Source organism: Dysgonomonas hofstadii (assembly GCF_014196915.1).
GTDB lineage: Bacteria > Bacteroidota > Bacteroidia > Bacteroidales > Dysgonomonadaceae > Dysgonomonas > Dysgonomonas hofstadii.
This window is the reverse complement of record NZ_JACIEP010000014.1, coordinates 51,945-69,445: the sequence shown is the minus strand read 5'-3', so window position 1 is coordinate 69,445 and position 17,501 is coordinate 51,945. Positions and strand designations below refer to the sequence as shown.

The 17,501-nt window shown below is 40.9% G+C and carries 17 protein-coding genes and 1 tRNA gene; 12 read left to right on the top strand and 6 right to left on the bottom strand.

The genetic code is table 11. The annotated features are described in order from the left end of the window. Nucleotides 1-2: 2 nt before the first annotated feature. Both GGR21_RS16535 and GGR21_RS16530 read right to left on the bottom strand, forming a co-directional pair. A complete protein-coding gene (locus tag GGR21_RS16535) occupies nucleotides 3-647 on the bottom strand; it encodes a hypothetical protein (RefSeq protein ID WP_183308345.1) in 645 nt (214 codons plus the stop codon). A gap of 7 nt (nucleotides 648-654) precedes the next feature. Next, nucleotides 655-960, bottom strand: coding sequence for a hypothetical protein (locus GGR21_RS16530; protein ID WP_183308344.1), 306 nt, complete (start codon nucleotides 958-960; stop codon nucleotides 655-657). 282 nt (nucleotides 961-1,242) lie between these two features. Here GGR21_RS16530 and GGR21_RS16525 point away from each other — a divergent pair, with 282 nt between their 5' ends. Further along, a complete protein-coding gene (locus tag GGR21_RS16525) occupies nucleotides 1,243-1,791 on the top strand; it encodes a CDP-alcohol phosphatidyltransferase family protein (protein ID WP_183308343.1) in 549 nt (182 codons plus the stop codon). Between the two features lie 128 nt (nucleotides 1,792-1,919). Here GGR21_RS16525 and rbr read toward each other — a convergent pair whose 3' ends face one another. After that, the gene (rbr, locus tag GGR21_RS16520) at nucleotides 1,920-2,498 is read right to left on the bottom strand and encodes a rubrerythrin (RefSeq protein ID WP_183308342.1); all 579 of its coding nucleotides are present in this window, start codon (nucleotides 2,496-2,498) and stop codon (nucleotides 1,920-1,922) included. A gap of 260 nt (nucleotides 2,499-2,758) precedes the next feature. On the opposite strand from rbr, the gene GGR21_RS16515 reads away from it, so the two are divergent. Continuing rightward, complete coding sequence (locus GGR21_RS16515; protein ID WP_183308341.1) at nucleotides 2,759-4,465, top strand: SulP family inorganic anion transporter; 1,707 nt, start codon at nucleotides 2,759-2,761, stop codon at nucleotides 4,463-4,465. Between the two features lie 8 nt (nucleotides 4,466-4,473). Here GGR21_RS16515 and GGR21_RS16510 read toward each other — a convergent pair whose 3' ends face one another. After that, entirely contained in the window at nucleotides 4,474-6,315 is a 1,842-nt protein-coding gene (locus tag GGR21_RS16510) for a gamma-glutamyl-gamma-aminobutyrate hydrolase family protein (protein ID WP_183308340.1), read from the bottom strand. A gap of 281 nt (nucleotides 6,316-6,596) precedes the next feature. Between GGR21_RS16510 and pstS the strand changes: the two genes are divergently transcribed. The 7 genes from pstS to GGR21_RS16475 all read left to right on the top strand — a co-directional run bounded on the left by pstS (nucleotide 6,597) and on the right by GGR21_RS16475 (nucleotide 13,644). Then, nucleotides 6,597-7,646 (top strand): phosphate ABC transporter substrate-binding protein PstS, encoded by a 1,050-nt coding sequence (gene pstS / locus GGR21_RS16505; protein ID WP_183308339.1) that lies wholly within the window; start codon nucleotides 6,597-6,599, stop codon nucleotides 7,644-7,646. A gap of 41 nt (nucleotides 7,647-7,687) precedes the next feature. Further along, nucleotides 7,688-8,536 (top strand): phosphate ABC transporter permease subunit PstC, encoded by an 849-nt coding sequence (pstC, locus tag GGR21_RS16500; RefSeq protein WP_183308338.1) that lies wholly within the window; start codon nucleotides 7,688-7,690, stop codon nucleotides 8,534-8,536. Nucleotides 8,537-8,628: 92 nt separating this feature from the next. Further along, nucleotides 8,629-9,507: a phosphate ABC transporter permease PstA gene (gene pstA, locus GGR21_RS16495; RefSeq protein WP_183308337.1), complete on the top strand. Its 879-nt coding sequence runs from the start codon at nucleotides 8,629-8,631 to the stop codon at nucleotides 9,505-9,507. Nucleotides 9,508-9,615: 108 nt separating this feature from the next. Then, on the top strand, nucleotides 9,616-10,380 hold the full coding sequence (gene pstB, locus GGR21_RS16490) for a phosphate ABC transporter ATP-binding protein PstB (protein WP_183308336.1): 765 nt from the start codon (nucleotides 9,616-9,618) through the stop codon (nucleotides 10,378-10,380). A gap of 88 nt (nucleotides 10,381-10,468) precedes the next feature. Then, complete coding sequence (locus GGR21_RS16485) at nucleotides 10,469-11,149, top strand: phosphate signaling complex PhoU family protein (protein WP_183308335.1); 681 nt, start codon at nucleotides 10,469-10,471, stop codon at nucleotides 11,147-11,149. After that, nucleotides 11,133-11,834, top strand: a complete 702-nt coding sequence (locus GGR21_RS16480; RefSeq protein WP_183308334.1) for a response regulator transcription factor — start codon at nucleotides 11,133-11,135, stop codon at nucleotides 11,832-11,834. Before GGR21_RS16485 ends, GGR21_RS16480 begins: the two co-directional genes overlap by 17 nt. Before the next feature lie 82 nt (nucleotides 11,835-11,916). Continuing rightward, nucleotides 11,917-13,644 (top strand): sensor histidine kinase, encoded by a 1,728-nt coding sequence (locus tag GGR21_RS16475; RefSeq protein WP_183308333.1) that lies wholly within the window; start codon nucleotides 11,917-11,919, stop codon nucleotides 13,642-13,644. 10 nt (nucleotides 13,645-13,654) lie between these two features. Here GGR21_RS16475 and rluF read toward each other — a convergent pair whose 3' ends face one another. Next, entirely contained in the window at nucleotides 13,655-14,686 is a 1,032-nt protein-coding gene (rluF, locus tag GGR21_RS16470) for a 23S rRNA pseudouridine(2604) synthase RluF (RefSeq protein ID WP_183308332.1), read from the bottom strand. 61 nt (nucleotides 14,687-14,747) lie between these two features. After that, complete coding sequence (locus GGR21_RS16465) at nucleotides 14,748-15,983, bottom strand: dicarboxylate/amino acid:cation symporter (protein WP_183308331.1); 1,236 nt, start codon at nucleotides 15,981-15,983, stop codon at nucleotides 14,748-14,750. Nucleotides 15,984-16,171: 188 nt separating this feature from the next. Here GGR21_RS16465 and GGR21_RS16460 point away from each other — a divergent pair. From GGR21_RS16460 to GGR21_RS16450, 3 genes are all read left to right on the top strand, one after another. Next, nucleotides 16,172-16,247, top strand: a tRNA-His gene (locus GGR21_RS16460). A gap of 205 nt (nucleotides 16,248-16,452) precedes the next feature. Continuing rightward, complete coding sequence (locus tag GGR21_RS16455; RefSeq protein ID WP_183308330.1) at nucleotides 16,453-17,058, top strand: TetR/AcrR family transcriptional regulator; 606 nt, start codon at nucleotides 16,453-16,455, stop codon at nucleotides 17,056-17,058. 59 nt (nucleotides 17,059-17,117) lie between these two features. Continuing rightward, nucleotides 17,118-17,444, top strand: coding sequence for a DMT family transporter (locus GGR21_RS16450; protein ID WP_183308329.1), 327 nt, complete (start codon nucleotides 17,118-17,120; stop codon nucleotides 17,442-17,444). Nucleotides 17,445-17,501 lie beyond the last annotated feature (57 nt).

Genomic DNA, 17,501 nt, shown 5'->3' with positions numbered 1-17,501 from the left:
TCTTAATCCAGTAAAAGAGGTATATGCTTTTCGATATTATTAACCACCTCTTCATTATAATATCCGTATTTATACCATCTTATCTTCCCGTCTTTTGTTTTGAATAATGCGACCATCTGTATCGCACCATGTTTATAAACAGTAAGAGTATCGTTTTTTAGAAAGGGCTTATCAAGGTATTTATCTACCAAAGAAATATCCGAGCCGATTTCTATTTCATTAAAGATCGTAATTCCCGGATATTTAACTGCTAATTCTATGAAAATATCAGTCATATCATCATACAACCAGGGAGTGGTATCGTTAAACACAGTAAGTGACCCGGCAACAAACATGTCCTTATCTTTTTCATAATATTTAGATAGATGATATCTTCCAAAGAATCCTTTTTCTTTTGGTTTTTCATACAATTTAATACTGTTATTACCTAAAAATGTAGAAGTAGCATCATCTGCAAAACCCTGCTTTAATTTCTCCATATCGAAAGGAGGTTGATACTTTTCACGAACCGGCTGATTTGTATTAACAGATATATCTATTAAATCAACCTTATTTTCTGTAACAGGCTCACTTTTCTTTGGTGCACAGGAGAAAAGCAGGCTTACTAATAAAGCAGATACCAATATCAGATATTTATGTTTCATCATATCAGGTTTATTTCTTTACTATATCTCCGATTTTCACAGGAATAACTTCCAGTGCTTCCGATTTCTTTTGCAAGTAAGGCACTTTAAAAAACATACCAACATTCATGCCCGCTTCAGCTTTCGTTATGTGCCCGAATACTTCTATACCGTCAAGGGTAAGATTTCCTTTAACCAGTTTTCCTTCGGCTGTTTCAATATAAACCATATCACCTATACTTACTTCGCCGCTTTCCACCCGTCCGGCAAGCACTAGTCCCCGTCCTCTTATATGAAGTATATCTTCTATTGGCATTCTGAAGTTGTTGTTTTCCATATTATTCTCTGAAAGATTATAAAAACAAATATAAGAATTGAATCGGATTCAGAAAAGTTTATCTATGTAAAGAATAGTCAAAGGAGCTAGAGAGGTTAAGTCGCAAGTAGAAGCGATCTTTGAAATATAAATATTGGGATTTTTGTAAGGTTTGTAAGGTTTTTGTTAAAAAGTCAACAAGACGACTACCCATAGTAATAAAAGCTTTGTAACTTTACAGTTGTTACTCCGATATCAAATAAATTGACTTATATGATATGAAAAGGAATGTAGTTAGATATAATGAAAAAATTGCCAAATATTCTTTCTATTAGTCGTCTTATCATAAGCGGATTTTTATTCTTTCTGGGCGGTTATCCTGCTCTATTTACAATATTATATCTCTATTGCGGGATAAGCGATGTCGCTGACGGATACATCGCCCGCCGTTGGCAAGCAGAATCAACATTGGGAGCAAAACTTGACAGTTGGGGTGACTTTGTTTTCTATATTTTGATAACTGTCATGTTTTTTACCCATACGGAGTTGATGAAAGATCCTGTAATGTTATGGCTCGTCATCGTACTTTTCATCATCAAATTGCTAAATCTAATTATAACGAAAATCAAATTCCACCAATTAGGTATGCTACACACAATAGGCAACAAACTTTCAGGATTACTTGTATATTTCATGCTGCCTGTTTATGTCTTATTTTCTTCAATTCCAATAGCTATAGGTATTATTATAGCATCTGCAGCACTGATAGCAACACTTGAAGAAACATTTATACATTTAACTTCCGGGCTATATAACCCTAACCGGAAAAGTGTTTTCTGCAAGCCAAAGTAGCCCAAAATCTTTTCTGTATAAATTAGTTACAAAAAATATGTCACTTTTATCAGGTTTTAGTTAACAAATAACTGTTAATAAAAAAGGCCGCAAAGATTGCAGCCTTTCATTTTTTCATATTGCACTTCTTAGAAATTCCATTTCAATGGTTCGAAGTATGCCTGAGGATGCAAACAGGCAGGGCAAGTACGAGGCGCTGTCTTGCTGCTGATAACAAATCCACAGTTGCGGCATTGCCAGTCGATAGCCTCTGTACGAGTAAATACGCCATTGCTTTGTACACGGGCAAGAAGCGCTTTGTAACGATCTTCGTGCATGTTTTCCACTTTGGCGATCATACGGTACATTACCGCAATTTCCTTAAACCCTTCTTTTTCTGCTATTTCAGCGAATGCAGGATAATCAATAGCCCACTCCTCGTGTTCTCCGGCAGCGGCTTCAATCAGGTTCTCTTCGGTAGTGCCTATTTTACCGGCAGGATACATTGCTGTAATTTCCAGCATACCGCCTTCAAGAAAACTGAACATACGTTTCGCGTGTTCTTTCTCCTGATCGGCAGTTTCAAGGAAAACAGCGGCAATTTGCTCATATCCTTCTTTTTTTGCAGTACTTGCAAACATCGTGTAACGCATTCTTGCCTGAGATTCTCCGGCAAAAGATTTTAACAGGCATTTTTCTGTTTCTGTTCCTTTAATACTTTTTTCCATAACTTTTTGATGATAGTTAAATATATTTTGATGATAGTTTCCTCCCTGATCCAAGACAAAGTTAATAATAATTATTCTTTTTGAGAAAAGAACGCAAATGATTTCATACCTTTGTCTGCCGAAATAAGCAGCTAAGGATAAACTAATTAGATGTATTCTAAATAAGGTTTATAAGTGCTGCAAAATTAGCATTTTACATATTTTTTTTAACTAAATATTGAAACTTGTTAGATTGTATTAATCGGTTATAGAGATTGTTTATGAAGAAGGATCTTTTCAAGGACTTTACGCCCCAATTATTCATTTCACTGAAAACGTACGATAAAAGTAAATTCACCAATGACCTGATGTCGGGGCTTATTGTCGGCATTGTGGCTCTGCCTCTGGCACTGGCGTTTGGTATAGCTTCGGGCGTAACGCCTGAACAGGGAATTATAACCGCCATTATTGCCGGGTTTATAATCTCCTTTCTGGGAGGTAGCCGGGTGCAGATAGGCGGGCCTACGGGCGCATTTATAGTCATTGTATATGGAGTGGTGCAAACCCATGGAATAAAGGGACTCATCATAGCCACCATTATCGCAGGGGTTATCCTTGTGCTGATGGGGATATTTAAGCTGGGAAAGGTTATTAAATTCATACCCTACCCTATTATAGTCGGTTTTACCAGCGGTATTGCCGTGACTATATTTACCACGCAGATAGCCGATATATTCGGACTTAATTTCGGCGAGGAAAAAGTTCCGGGGGATTTTATCGGCAAATGGATCATATATTTCAGACATTTAGACACTATTAACTGGTGGAATACAGCTGTCAGCATAGGCAGTATACTGATCATCGTCTTCACACCTAAAATAGTGAGAAAAGTACCGGGATCACTGGTTGCCATTATTGTTATAACAATTGTCGTTTACCTGTTGAAAACGCATCTGGGAATTACAGCCATAGATACAATCGGTGACCGTTTCAAGATAAACGCAGCTTTGCCCGATGCCGAGATTCCTGTCATAGATATGGCAGCGATACAGGATTTATTACCCGTAGCCATCACTATCGCTTTGTTAGGAGCGATCGAATCGCTGCTTTCGGCCACAGTAGCCGACGGGGTGATAGGTGGAGAGAAACACAATTCTAACACCGAACTGATAGCGCAGGGAGTAGCAAACATCATAACCCCGCTATTCGGAGGTATTCCTGCCACGGGAGCCATAGCCCGTACCATGACCAATATAAATAACGGAGGACGTACGCCTGTCGCGGGAATAATACATGCGGTGGTATTACTGCTGATATTATTGCTACTGATGCCACTGGCACAATATATCCCGATGGCCTGCCTTGCCGGGGTACTGGTCATTGTAGCATATAATATGAGTGAGTGGCGTACCTTTAAAAACCTGCTCCGCAACCAGAAGTCGGATGTGGCCGTGTTACTGATCACTTTCTTTCTGACAGTGATATTCGACCTGACAATCGCAATTGAGGTGGGACTGTTGCTGGCGGTAGTGTTGTTTATGAGGCGTATAAATGAGGTTACGCACGTTTCCATAATAAAGAAGAAACTGGATCTTACCGCCGAGAGTGAATTCACACAGGATGAGGAAATCCTCACACTGCCTGATGAAGTTGAAGTTTACGAAATAGACGGTCCTTTCTTCTTCGGTATAGCCAATAAATTTGAGGAAAGTATGCGTATTATCGGGGACAAATCAAAGATCAGGATCATACGTATGCGCCACGTACCTTTCATCGATTCCACGGGTTTACACAATCTGGAGAGCCTTTGTATAAAATCGAAGAAAGACGGCATACAAGTCATCTTGTCAGGTGTACGGCCAAATGTCCACGCTGTGATAGAAACATCCGGGATACCTGTAATGATAGGTGAAAAAAATATCTGCGACAATATAAATATTGCCATAGCACGGGCTAACGAGTTATTAGCGGAAATGCATAAGGAGTAAGCAAATGTTTACTCCTGTGCTGCTTTCTGTACCTCAGTCATTACCCGCAGGAAGTTACCACCCCATAGTTTAGCAATATCCTCATCCGAATAGCCACGCTCAATGAGTTTTATGGTAATGTTTATCATATCGTTGCTGCCATTGCATCCGATCAGCCCACCGCCGCCATCAAAATCGGAAGCAATACCCACATGATCGATACCCGCCACACGCACCGCATGGTCGATGTGCCCGATAGCATCCGTTATACTGGCTTTCGCACGGTCTTTATTGATGAACAGGTCAACGAGGCAGATCTGCACTACACCACCGTTTTTGGCGATGGCCTGCATCTGCTTGTCGGTCAGATTACGGTCGTGGTAACAAAGTGCCTGCACAGACGAATGCGAAGCGATAACCGGCTGAGAGGAAAGATCTATCACATCCCAGAAAGTCTTTTCGGCAGCATGTGATACATCTATCATAATGCCGAGGCGGTTCATTTCGGCAATCACTTTCTTTCCGTAAGGGCTAAGGCCGTTCCATTCGTGTGTATTGGCACTCGATGTATCGCAGATATCATTATCTTTGGTATGGCAAAGAGTGATATAATTCACTCCCATTTTTTTGAACCGGGCAATATTGGCAATGTCTTTTCCTATACCATAACCGTTTTCTATGCCTATGAAGATAGTCTTCTTGCCTTCCTGTTTCAGGTGTATAAGGTCATCGGCCGTATAGGCAATACCGCAGATATCCTTGTTTTTCTCTACCTGCGAATGAATACCTTTTATCAATCCGTCGATTTTATCTACGGCTTTTTGAGTAGAAGCCGCGTCACGGGGGCCTTGTCCCGTATAAGCAGCAAAGAAAATAGCATCGAGCATTCCTTCTTCCATTTTCGGAATATTCACCTGATTACTTTCACGGTTGCCTATATCGAACCCTGCTTTCTTAAATTCGAGCGGAGTATCGCAATGGGTATCTACCGAAAGAATCCGGTTATGCAACTCTTTTGCTTTGCGAAATGTTTCGGCTTCGCTGACAATGAACTTAAAGAGCTTCAGCATAGTCGTATCGCCTGCCGCCGCATGGCTTTCGGGGTGCCATTGTACGCCGAGTATCGAACGATTGGGGTAGGCTTCTATTGCTTCTATGATACCGTCGGGTGATTTAGCTACCACACGGAATCCGGGGGCTACTTTCCGGACTGCCTGATGGTGGTATGAATTCACCTTATATTCAGCAACGCCAAGGATAGACGCCAGTTTCGAATCTCTTTCTATCTGAATATCATGTGTCCCTATTTCCCGAGGTTCGGTTTGCTTGTGCTTTATACTACTGTTTTTCACCTGTAACGGAATATCCTGATAAAGTGTACCTCCGAATGCCACATTCATAAGCTGTTCGCCCCGGCAAATGCCCAGTACGGGAATATTGCGGTCGGTAACCAGTTTGAGCAATACAAGATCGTAAACATCACGTATCGAATCTATTTCATTTATTTCCGGTATGGCCTTTTCGTTATAATATGATGGATTCACATCGTCGCCGCCAACCATTACCAGTCCGTCGATTTGTTTTATTATATCACGTAAAACCACTCCATCGGTCATTACAGGGATAATCAGGGGTATGCCCCCCGCTTTCAGTATGGACTCTATATAAGTCCCAGAAACAATAGAACCGCCATGGCTTCCTCGTGAAGCCGATACACCGATAACGGGCGCAGGTTTGTGGCGCAGATCGACAAACTGTTTGTCGGTGATTTCATACAGCTTGTTCAGGTCTGTGGGAAGGGTTTGCTGGCTATAGGTATAACCAGTAAACAAAGTGAAGAGGGTAAATAAAAGTGATGATATCTTTTTCATTATTTTTTATTAATTGCCTCCTGCTTTAGCCGGAGGAATATTTCAATATATTTTAAAAGGCTCGAGCCAAATAAGTTTCGACTAAAGTCTTTTTTGTTAATTATTATTCCTCCACTTGAAAGTGGAGGCAGCTAAAATACCCATTTTCTATTTGGGATTTATATTTCATTACAAAGAAAACAAAATTCCCTCAATTCTTAACCGTATCGTAACATATCCTTAGTCTGTTTGTTATAATAACATAATAATATTGTACCAGAATTAAAAGGAAAAAAGAAAAGATGAAAAAAACATTATTTTTTACAGCAGTTGCACTAATAGTTGCACTAACATCATGTGGTAAGAAAGAAGCGGCATTATCGGGCGCAGGAGCCACATTCCCGGCTCCGTTCTATAATATCGTATTTAAGGAATATGCCAAAACAGGTACAAACGTATCTTACGGCGCCATTGGCAGTGGTGGCGGTATCCGCAGCCTGAAAGACAAGACCGTGGACTTCGGGGCAACAGATGTATTCTTGTCGGACAGCGAACTACAGGAAATGGGAGCAGATATCATACACATTCCTACTGCATTAGGTGGTGTGGTATTGTCATACAATCTTCCTGATGTGAAAAACCTTAAACTCACAGCTGAATTAATATCGGACATCTACAGAGGAAAGATAACTAACTGGAACGATCCTAAGCTCAAAGAACTGAATCCGGACATTACATTCCCGGATAAAAAAATAACTCCTGTTTACCGCTCGGACGGTAGCGGTACCACATCGGTATTTTCGGAATATATGACGAAAGTAAACGAAGCATGGAAAAGCGAAATTGGCGAAGGTAAATCACTTAAATTTCCTGCAGGCATCGCAGCCAAAGGAAATCCGGGTGTGGCAGGCATCGTAGTGGAAACAGAAGGTTCGATAGGTTATATTGGTTCGGAATACGCACTGGCACTAAATATGTCAACTGCATTGTTACAAAACAGCGCGGGTAACTTTGTGGCTGCCGACAGCAAAAGTATTTCAGCATCGGCAAACGTAGATATACCAGCCGATACACGTGTGGTAATCACTAATTCGCCGAACCCCGAAGCTTATCCGATCAGTACATTTACCTGGATTATCGCCTACAAGGAACAAGCCTACAACAACAGAGCCGAAGAACAGGCACAAGCATTGAAAAGTTTGCTTAGCTATATAATCAGCCCGGAAGGGCAGGAAATAGCTACAAAAACACATTATGCGCCACTTCCTGCTGTTGCTGTTGAAAAAACAAAAGCATTGATAGAGTCGATGACATATAACGGTCAACAGGTATCAGTCAACAGTCAACAATAAAAAACTATCAGCTAATAGCTAACGGCTAACAGCTTTTAAACATGAAAGATAAAATATTCAAAGCTATACTCCTGATCGCCTCCTGTCTGATCATACTGCTCACAGCAGGCATTATATACGGATTGGTAAGCCAGAGTATAGGAGCATTCTCGGAATTTGGAATATTCAATTTCATCACTTCTACCGAATGGGATTCACTGAAAGATGAATACGGGGCGCTTCCCTTTATTGCAGGAACGATGCTGACATCTATACTCGCCTTGCTGTTTTGTATTCCGTTTTCACTATCGGTAGCGCTTTTCAACGGTGAATATTTTCGTAATAAAAAAGTATCGACAATAGTCAGTTCAGTGGTCGACCTTTTGGCAGGCATACCATCTATAGTATACGGGCTGTGGGGATTTTATACCCTGCGCCCGATTCTTATCGATATGGGCGTTAATGATCAGGGATTCGGCGTATTGTTATCGTCTATCGTTCTGGCTATAATGATCATTCCTTACGCATCATCGCTTAGTACGGAATTTATAGCTATGGTTCCCAATGAACTGAAAGAAGGAGCCTACAGCCTCGGAGCTACACATCTCGAAGTAATCAGTTCGGTCAACCTGCCTGTTGCGGGATCGGGAATATTTGCAGCTTACGTACTTGCATTTGGACGGGCATTAGGCGAAACAATGGCAGTAACCATGCTGATAGGAAATACGATAAACATACCTTCGGGATTGTCGGACACCGGAAATTCAATGGCCAGTATCATAGCCAACCAGTTTGGTGAAGCCAGTGGACTGAAACTTAGTTCGTTGATGGCTATCGGATTGTTGTTGTTCCTTATTACGGCTTGTATCAATTTTGTGGCTAAGTATATAATGAAAATGGTAAATAAATAATGTGCCAATTTGAAAATGTGCCAATGACGCAAAGCGGCAAACTCGTAACTTGTAACTGCCCACAGGGCGAAGTATCTTGTAACTAAATAAATATGAGAAAAGGAATAAGAGCAACATCGAAATACAGGCTGATGAAGAGCAGGATATTCTTCTTCGGGGTTTGTGCCTTGTCGTCTCTGACTATGATACCTTTGTTCCTCATCCTGTGGGAACTTATAAAAAAAGGTTATAAACAATTTAACCTGAGCCTGTTCACCGAAGTGGCACCCACCTCGATGGAGGCCATGCTTGCCCGCATCAGCGACAGTCCCATTCCGGGCGGAATACTGAATGGTATCACAGGTACATTGCTGATTCTTGCTGTAGCCATAGTCATAGCCATTCCTATAGGAATAATGGCGGGAGTTTATCTGGCAGAAAATCAGGATAAGAAACTAGCCAATCTTGTACGCAATCTCAGTGACCTGCTGCAAGGAATTCCTTCTATCGTGATCGGGGTAGTAGTATATATCTGGATAGTGATACCCATGTCGGGCTATTCGGCACTGGCAGGCAGTATAGCATTGTCTGTAATGATGCTACCTATGATTATCCGCTCTACCGAAGAAAGCCTGAAAATGCTGCCTGTTTCGCTCAAGGAAGCCGGACTGGCATTAGGCGGCTCATATACATCGGTAGTAATGAGAATATTAATCCCTTCGGCATTCAGCGGACTGTTTACAGGTTCTTTACTTGCCATATCGCGTGTAATGGGCGAAACAGCGCCTTTACTGGTAACGGCTTTAGGCGCAGCCGCGGTCAACTGGGATGTAACGAATCCTACAAGTGCCATATCACTGTTGATATGGGAATTCTATAACGACCCTAATCTGGCAGATCTGGTGTGGTCATCATCACTCCTGCTCCTGCTATTTGTGCTGGGTATAAATCTTATAGCAAAAAGTATAGCAAAAAGATGGAAAATACAGTAAATATAGATACAGGTAAACGAGATACAAGTAAACAGGTTTTTTATTAAAACATTTTGTCTCAAAACTCGTATCTTGTATCTCGTTTACCTGTATCTTATAATTAAACTTATGAATGAACAACATATCTTAGAACTAAAAAACGTTTCGGTCTCGTACACGCCGGGCAAAAATGCGGTGAATAATGTCAGCGCCATTATCAGTCCGAATACAGTAACGGCGATGATGGGTCCTTCGGGTTGTGGAAAAAGCACCTTGTTGCGGGCCATTAACCGTCTGCATGAGCTTTATCCCAATATTGTCACTACCGGTGAAATATTGCTGAAAGGGAAGAACATATTCGATATGAACCCTATGAAAGTCCGCCGGCTGGCAGGGATGGTATTTCAGCGGCCAAATCCGTTTCCGACGATGAGTATTTACGATAATGTAATCGCAGGATATAAGCTCAACAATATAGGGTTGAGCAAAACAGAAAAAGACGAGATAGTGGAAAATAGCCTGCGCAACGTTGCATTATGGGACGAGGTGAAAGATTCGATGACCAAGAAAGGGACATTCTTATCGGGAGGACAGCAACAACGCCTGTGCATAGCCCGTGCCCTTGCGCTGAAACCCGAACTTTTGCTGATGGATGAACCGACCTCTGCCCTCGACCCGATATCGACAGGCAAAGTAGAAGAACTGATATTCGAACTGAAAAAGGATTATACGATAGTGATCGTTACGCACAATATGTCACAGGCAGCGCGCTTGTCCGACAATTCGATGTTTATGTATCTAGGCGAACTGGTGGAATATGGTACAACAAAACAGATGTTCACTAAACCGAAAGATAAACGGACAGAGGATTATCTGACAGGGGTGTTCAGTTAATCAATGAGCAAATATGCCAATGAGCAAATTCGAAAATGAAATAATATTTGCTAATATGCTAATTTACTAATTATCAAATTAAAAAGTTATGACCTCAAATATAAAAAGTAAACAACTCGAATTACTACTCAATGATTTCGAACTACTGTCGAAAACAGCTATGATACAAATGCAGATAGCACATAAGCTGTTACACGACAACAAGATAGTATCGCTTTATGAAGAAGCCGAATCGAACGAGATCATCATGGACAGACTGGAGATAAAAGTACGTGAAGAAGTGGTATTCACCATTTTCCAGTTCAACCCGATAGCTGCCGATCTGCGCAAGATCATTACCTATCAGGATGTGACGACCAATCTGGAACGTGTGGGAGATATGCTACTCAATATCATCCACTTTCTGAGAGAAACAAATCTTGCTGCCCCTGAATTTGAAAACATTTGTAAAAAGATAGACAAAATGATGCAATATGCCGGGGAAATGCTCCGCAATGCCATTTTTTCTTTTTCGAATGAAGACAGCCACACTGCATACCAGGTAATTGAAGACGATGACAAAGTAGACCGTTTATTTCACGAAATAGCCCTATCTTTACAGGACGCTTTCACAGGTAAGCCACTAAGTAAAGCTGAGGTGCAAAGCATTATAAACGCCAATGCTATTTCTTATAATCTGGAACGTATAGGCGACAGTGCCACCAATATTGCCGAAGCCGCCATTTATTTAACCGAAGGAAAAGATATCAGACATGGAAACAAAAAATAACGTATCGATCCTGATAGTAGACGATGAACCCGATATCAGGGAAATACTGCAATTCAATCTGCAAAACGAAGGTTATGATATAGATCTGGCCGAATCGTCGGAACAAGCGGCAAAGATATTGCAACCAAAGCATAAGTTGATTCTACTGGATGTAATGATGGCCGGCATTTCGGGTTTCAAGTTCGCCGACCAGTTACGTAAGAACGGGAACAATACACCTATTATTTTCCTTACGGCAAAAGATACCGAAAACGATATGCTCACCGGATTTTCGATAGGTGGAGACGATTATATATCGAAGCCTTTTTCGATAAAGGAAGTGATTGCCCGTGTGCGTAGTGTATTGAAACGCACATCCGAAAACACCCCGGACAATAAATCGCAGAATAAACTGACAGTAAACGACCTTGTTATCGATTTCGATACAAAGACAGTTGCTATAGATAATAAAACAATAGAGCTTACTAAAACAGAATTTAACATTCTGGTGTTGCTCGTACAGAATACAGGCAAGATATTTTCGCGTTCCGACATTCTCGACAAAGCCTGGAAAGATGACGGTATAGTATTGGAACGGACTGTAGATGTGCATATAGCCCGGCTAAGGAAAAAGATAGGAACTTATGGTGACTCTATAATCAATCGTACAGGATACGGATATACATTTACTCATAATAGTAGATAGTGGCCGGTAATCGGTAGCCTGCAGAAAAAATACTGCTGCCTACCTACTACTAGCTACTGTCTACTGTCTACTTTTAAAAATTATGAAACTAACCTACAAACAACGGATATTCACTTATTTCCTCATTATCTTTGCCTTGTTTACTGTCCTGATAGTATTGGTAGAGCAAAGAGAAGAAAAAGCCCAGCGTACCGAAAATCTGCAAGACCGTCTCGACAGCTATGCAGAAATGATCCATACCTACATGAACCTCAATCACTTATCGGACAGCAATATGAGTCAGATACATACACTGGCTATGGCTATGCCGATGGACATCCGGATTACAATAATAGATAACGACGGGAACGTTTCTTTCGACAAGGATGTGGAGAACCTGAGCAAACTGGAAAACCACCTCGACCGTCCCGAGATACGCAATGCTTCGTATCAGGGAACAGGTTCGAATATACGTATGTCCGCCTCTACACAACACGAATATCTTTATTATGCTAAGCACTACAAAGATTATTATGTACGTGTGGCCTTGCCATACAATATACAAACGAAAGGCATGCTAAAGGCTGACAATATGTTTATATACATTGTCATCGGCATGTTTATCCTTGTATTACTCCTGCTCAACTACGTAGCCGGAAGATTCGGCGAGTCCATATCCCAATTGCAGAATCTGGCTGTGAAGATAAAAGATAACAAGCCCTTGTCCGAAAAAATAACTTTCCCCGACGACGAACTTGGAGAGATAGGTAATCAGTTGGTTACCATGCTAAAACAAAGAGAGCATGGAAAAAGAGAATTAGAGGCTGAACGTGAGAAACTGATCCAGCATTTCCATTATTCACAGGAAGGTATTTGCATATTCGACAAAGACATAAAGAAAATTTATGCCAATACCAACTTTTTCCAGTATTTCAATTTCATTGCCGATCAGCCGGTTTTCAATCTCGAAGCCATTATAAAGGAAGCTATATTCGATCCGGCTATCGAATTTATAAACAACCGTAAGAAAGATGAAAATCATCATACTTACCAACTGAATAAAAACGGTAAGACTTTCTCTATCCAAACAATTGTCTTTGAGGACGAAAGTTTCGAAATCACAATAAAAGACATAACCAAACTGGAAAAAACCCGTCTGCTGAAACAAGAGATGACCAACAATATAGCCCACGAGCTACGCACACCGGTTACCAGTCTGAGAGGTTATTTGGAAACACTCAACGAGCAAACTCTACCTGCCAGTAAACAAGCACAGTTCATCGACCGCGCGTATCAACAGTCAGTAAGATTGTCGATGCTGATAGACGACGTTAGCCTGATAAGCAAAATAGAGGAAGCGCCATCGAAATTTAAGATGGAAAAAGTGAACCTGTCGCAACTGGTGGAGGATGTAAGAATAGACCTGACCGAAAAACTGGAAGAAAACGACATTAAGTTTCATACCCAGATAAAAAATAATCTGATAATAAACGGGAATTATACCCTACTCTATTCTGTTTTCCGCAATCTGGTGGATAATACGATCAGCTATGCCGGGAATCACATAGAGATACATATCAACAATTATCTGGAAGATGCTGAGTTCATTTATTTCTCTTATTATGACACAGGAATTGGCGTAGAAGAACAATTCCTGCCACGCTTGTTCGAACGTTTCTATCGAGTAAATGAAGGACGCACCCGTGATACGGGAGGTTCGGGACTGGGGTTATCCATAGTGAAAAACGCCATTTTGTTCCACAAAGGCGAAGTGCAAGTGAAAAATCATGCAGGAGGCGGATTGGAATTCTGGTTTACACTGAGGAAATGACTTTTCGTTCCTAGTTCAGAGGTTTCTTTTTCGATTGGCTTTTAGCCTTTGGTCTCGGTTTTGAACTGGCTTTTGGCTTGTTCGCAGCTACTTTCTGTTTACCCACACGCAATCCGGTAGCTTGTTTACCTTTTCTTTTAGGCTTTGCTTTCTTTTCTCCTTCATCGGTGTAATCAACAGAAGCATTTGATGTCTTCTTCGGATTATCTGATTTTTCAGTTTTCTCTGTCTTTCCGTATTTGGCAGCGATACCGGCTTTTCTGTAATTCGTTTTTATATCATATTCTTCAAGTGCTTTATTAAAAGCCTTGTTGCTCGGAGCTTTTTTGATTTCCGTTTTTTCTGAGTTTTCCAGCATATCGAACAGACCTTCCAGTTCGGCATGTGTCAGGTCGCGCCAGTTACCCTGCCCCAGGTCACCAAGCTTGATATTCATTATCTGAATACGTTCCAGTTTGACCACTTCATATCCAAAATACTCACACATGCGCCTGATCTGCCTGTTGAGCCCCTGTATGAGTGATATACGGAACATGTACGGATTTATTTCCACTATCTCGCACCGGCGGGTTACCCTGTCCAATATGGGAACCCCTTGCGCCATCCGTGTAAGGAAATCGCTTGTGATAGGACGATCTACCTTTACCAGGTAATCTTTTTTATGATTGTTTCCGGCACGTAGTATCTTATTTACAATATCTCCGTCGTTGGTCAAAAGGATCAGGCCCTGAGAATCCTTATCTAATCGTCCGATGGGAAATATCCGTTGTTCGTGCCGTATAAAATTGACGATGTTATCTTTTTCCTGCGGGTCGGTAGTGCTCACAACCCCCACAGGCTTGTTAAAAGCGATGTATACCGGTTCTATTTTGTTTATGATAAGTTCGCCGTTTACTCTCACCTTTTGTCCGGGCAAAACCCGCATCCCCACCTGTGCACGTTTGCCATTGATAGTTACACGTCCCTCTTCGATAAAGCGGTCGGCTTCGCGCCGGGAACAAAATCCGGAGCTGCTGATATATTTGTTTAATCTGTATTCCATTCTAATATGAGTGATACCAGGAAATAATTTCATGCAAAGATAATCAAAAACTCCATGATATTTACGGTAACTTCTTTTTCACCCATTCTTTTCCTTCTGTCAGTCGTGCTACTAACACAGCTCCCACCACATTGCCTGTAGAATTGAGTAATGTAGCGGGAATATCCACAATAGCACTGATAATAAGCAATGTTCCTGCCAGTTGAGGCGAAAAGCCAAAGACCGAACAAATAAGCAGTTCGCCTGTCATCCCTCCGCTTGGCACTGCGCCCATCACAGCCCCTACAAGCAAAGCCATACCTATAATAGCAAACATATTGGACGAATCGGTCAGTTCGTGCCCGAATATAGTGAACAGGAAAACGACTTTCAGTACTCCGGCCATTACAGAACCGTCTTTATGGATATTCGTCCCCAAAGGGATAACCGTCTCAGCAATACCGGACGAAACCCCCATTCGTTTCGAAGCTTCGATATTCACAGGAATGCAGGCTGCACTCGACGACGTGGCTATTGCCATCAGTGAAGGTGTTATTATATTTTTCCAAAAAATAACAAAACCACTCTTACCGCCTGCAATAAATACATATAATGAATTCAGCACAAAAAAGCTAAAAACCGTAAGCATCAGGTAAAGCAAAAACACATGCATATATCCACTGAGTATCTGTCCCCCAAGCTTGCCCACCGTATCGGCAAAGTAACAACCCAGACCTATTGGGGCAGCCAGCATAATGATGTTCATCATCTTCAGAATCACATTGGTCGCAGCATTCAGCAGGTCTGACACAGGTTTACCCTTTTCTCCGATAAGGGAAGTGGCCAGCCCCAGAAAAATAGAGAATATGATAAGGGGTAACAAATTCGATTTAGTAAACAGTAATTGAAAATCGGATACAGTAAAAGTATTGACAAAGATTTCACCTGTAGATAAGCCTTTAACTTGTTGCGCAGGCAGGTCTTTCAACACTTCCGCCTGATCGATACCACCCAGCGGGTTATACAATAAGGTAAATATATAAGCGACAACAGCAGCCACAACAGCCATAAGCAGGAATACAAACAGAATGCTGCCTATCACACGTCCGACCATGCCCGACTGCTTCATGTTGCAGATGGAAGACGATACACTGAAAAACACCAACGGTACGATGAGCACAAACATCATGTTGAGAAATACATCGCCCACAGGCTTTACAATTGACGCATCTTCACCGAATATAATACCACAGACTCCTCCTGTCAGTATACCCAAAAGCAAAAGTAAGGTAAACGCATAATTTTTTAGAACATTCATATTCGCAGTTCAGATTGTATTAGAGTAGCAAAAATAGCGAACTTTGTGAAATTCCATTATCTAATTGAATGAAAAAAGGATAAAATATAAACAGATCCCAACGGGTATAAAATTCTCGATCATTTTTTCGCACCACCGCTTGTTATTATAATAAAATTGCATATATTTGCACCGCAATTGCAAAATATGGTGATCGTAGCTCAGTTGGTTAGAGCGTCGGATTGTGGTTCCGAAGGTCGCGGGTTCGAACCCCGTCTTTCACCCGGAAAAGAGGAAAGCCGTTGATAAGTTCAACGGCTTTTTTATTTACATGAGGCGAAATCCTGTTATTACTTTCCCCAAAACACAAAAAACATCAGCATCCATCCTGGGAGCAAAGGCCCGCTTTTATCAAAATATATCAATTTTTAATATCGTATAGTTGCGTGATTTAAATAAACATCGTATTTTTGTTGAACAATTGTTCAATATGGATACAAAGGAAATAATACTAAAAAAGACATTAAACCTATTGTTGGCTAAGGGCTTTGATGCTGTTTCTATTTCCGATATACAGAAAGGAACAGGTTTGTCGCGTGGCCTTTTGTATCATTATTTCAAAAATAAGGAAGAATTGTTTATAGAGGTGACGGAGAAATACTTTATCCGGATATTCGATTATAATGTCAGTAAGACTGATAAATATACCGTCTATGAATTTACCGATTATATATGCAAACGTTTCAGAAAAGCAATAAAATCGATAAGTGATATAGTGTCTGAGCTAGACGGCTCCGCAAAGAGCTCGCTACTTAACTATCATTTTCTGTTCTATCAGGTAATGCAGCGGGATAGTGTGTTTCGCGACAAATATAAGAACACAATCGAGAAAGAGCTTATCAGTTGGAAATATGCCCTGAGAAACAGCATAAGCAAAGGTGAACTCCGGAAAGATATTGACATTACCAAATCGGCACAACAGCTTTTCACCCTCACCGATGGAATCTGGTTTCAAAGCCAGTTCAGCACGGATGGAAAAATTGCTATAAAAAGTCTGGAGAATGCATTGCTCCATTACATTGAACTATTAAGATAAACGAATATTTTTTTAAAATTACATTGAACAATTGTTCAATAAATAAAGATCAGACTATTATGAATTGGGTATTCTTATTACTGGCTAGTGTATTTGAGGTCGGGTTTACATTTTCATTATCGAAAGCCAAAGAGGTTGCCGCACCACAGTCTTACTACTGGTATATCGGTTTTGGGGTATGCATTATTACCAGTATGGTATTACTAATCAAAGCCACTCAGACGATCCCAATGGGAACCGCTTATGCCGTGTGGACAGGAATCGGAGCCACAGGAACAGCAATATTGGGAATACTTGTATTTAAAGAGCCAGCAAGTGCAATGCGTATATTCTTTATTTCGACATTGATAATATCAGTCATCGGATTGAAGTTTGTATCACATTGAAACAGTATACTTTTAGTAAAATTTTGTTAATTTAAAATAAGTAATTGCAGAGGTGTA

Coding starts and splice junctions, on each gene's coding strand:
- GGR21_RS16535 (WP_183308345.1), bottom strand. CDS start 647: ATGATGAAACATAAATATCTGATATTGGTATCTGCTTTATTAGTAAGC.
- GGR21_RS16530 (WP_183308344.1), bottom strand. CDS start 960: ATGGAAAACAACAACTTCAGAATGCCAATAGAAGATATACTTCATATA.
- GGR21_RS16525 (WP_183308343.1), top strand. CDS start 1,243: ATGAAAAAATTGCCAAATATTCTTTCTATTAGTCGTCTTATCATAAGC.
- rbr (WP_183308342.1), bottom strand. CDS start 2,498: ATGGAAAAAAGTATTAAAGGAACAGAAACAGAAAAATGCCTGTTAAAA.
- GGR21_RS16515 (WP_183308341.1), top strand. CDS start 2,759: ATGAAGAAGGATCTTTTCAAGGACTTTACGCCCCAATTATTCATTTCA.
- GGR21_RS16510 (WP_183308340.1), bottom strand. CDS start 6,315: ATGAAAAAGATATCATCACTTTTATTTACCCTCTTCACTTTGTTTACT.
- pstS (WP_183308339.1), top strand. CDS start 6,597: ATGAAAAAAACATTATTTTTTACAGCAGTTGCACTAATAGTTGCACTA.
- pstC (WP_183308338.1), top strand. CDS start 7,688: ATGAAAGATAAAATATTCAAAGCTATACTCCTGATCGCCTCCTGTCTG.
- pstA (WP_183308337.1), top strand. CDS start 8,629: ATGAGAAAAGGAATAAGAGCAACATCGAAATACAGGCTGATGAAGAGC.
- pstB (WP_183308336.1), top strand. CDS start 9,616: ATGAATGAACAACATATCTTAGAACTAAAAAACGTTTCGGTCTCGTAC.
- GGR21_RS16485 (WP_183308335.1), top strand. CDS start 10,469: ATGACCTCAAATATAAAAAGTAAACAACTCGAATTACTACTCAATGAT.
- GGR21_RS16480 (WP_183308334.1), top strand. CDS start 11,133: ATGGAAACAAAAAATAACGTATCGATCCTGATAGTAGACGATGAACCC.
- GGR21_RS16475 (WP_183308333.1), top strand. CDS start 11,917: ATGAAACTAACCTACAAACAACGGATATTCACTTATTTCCTCATTATC.
- rluF (WP_183308332.1), bottom strand. CDS start 14,686: ATGGAATACAGATTAAACAAATATATCAGCAGCTCCGGATTTTGTTCC.
- GGR21_RS16465 (WP_183308331.1), bottom strand. CDS start 15,983: ATGAATGTTCTAAAAAATTATGCGTTTACCTTACTTTTGCTTTTGGGT.
- GGR21_RS16455 (WP_183308330.1), top strand. CDS start 16,453: ATGGATACAAAGGAAATAATACTAAAAAAGACATTAAACCTATTGTTG.
- GGR21_RS16450 (WP_183308329.1), top strand. CDS start 17,118: ATGAATTGGGTATTCTTATTACTGGCTAGTGTATTTGAGGTCGGGTTT.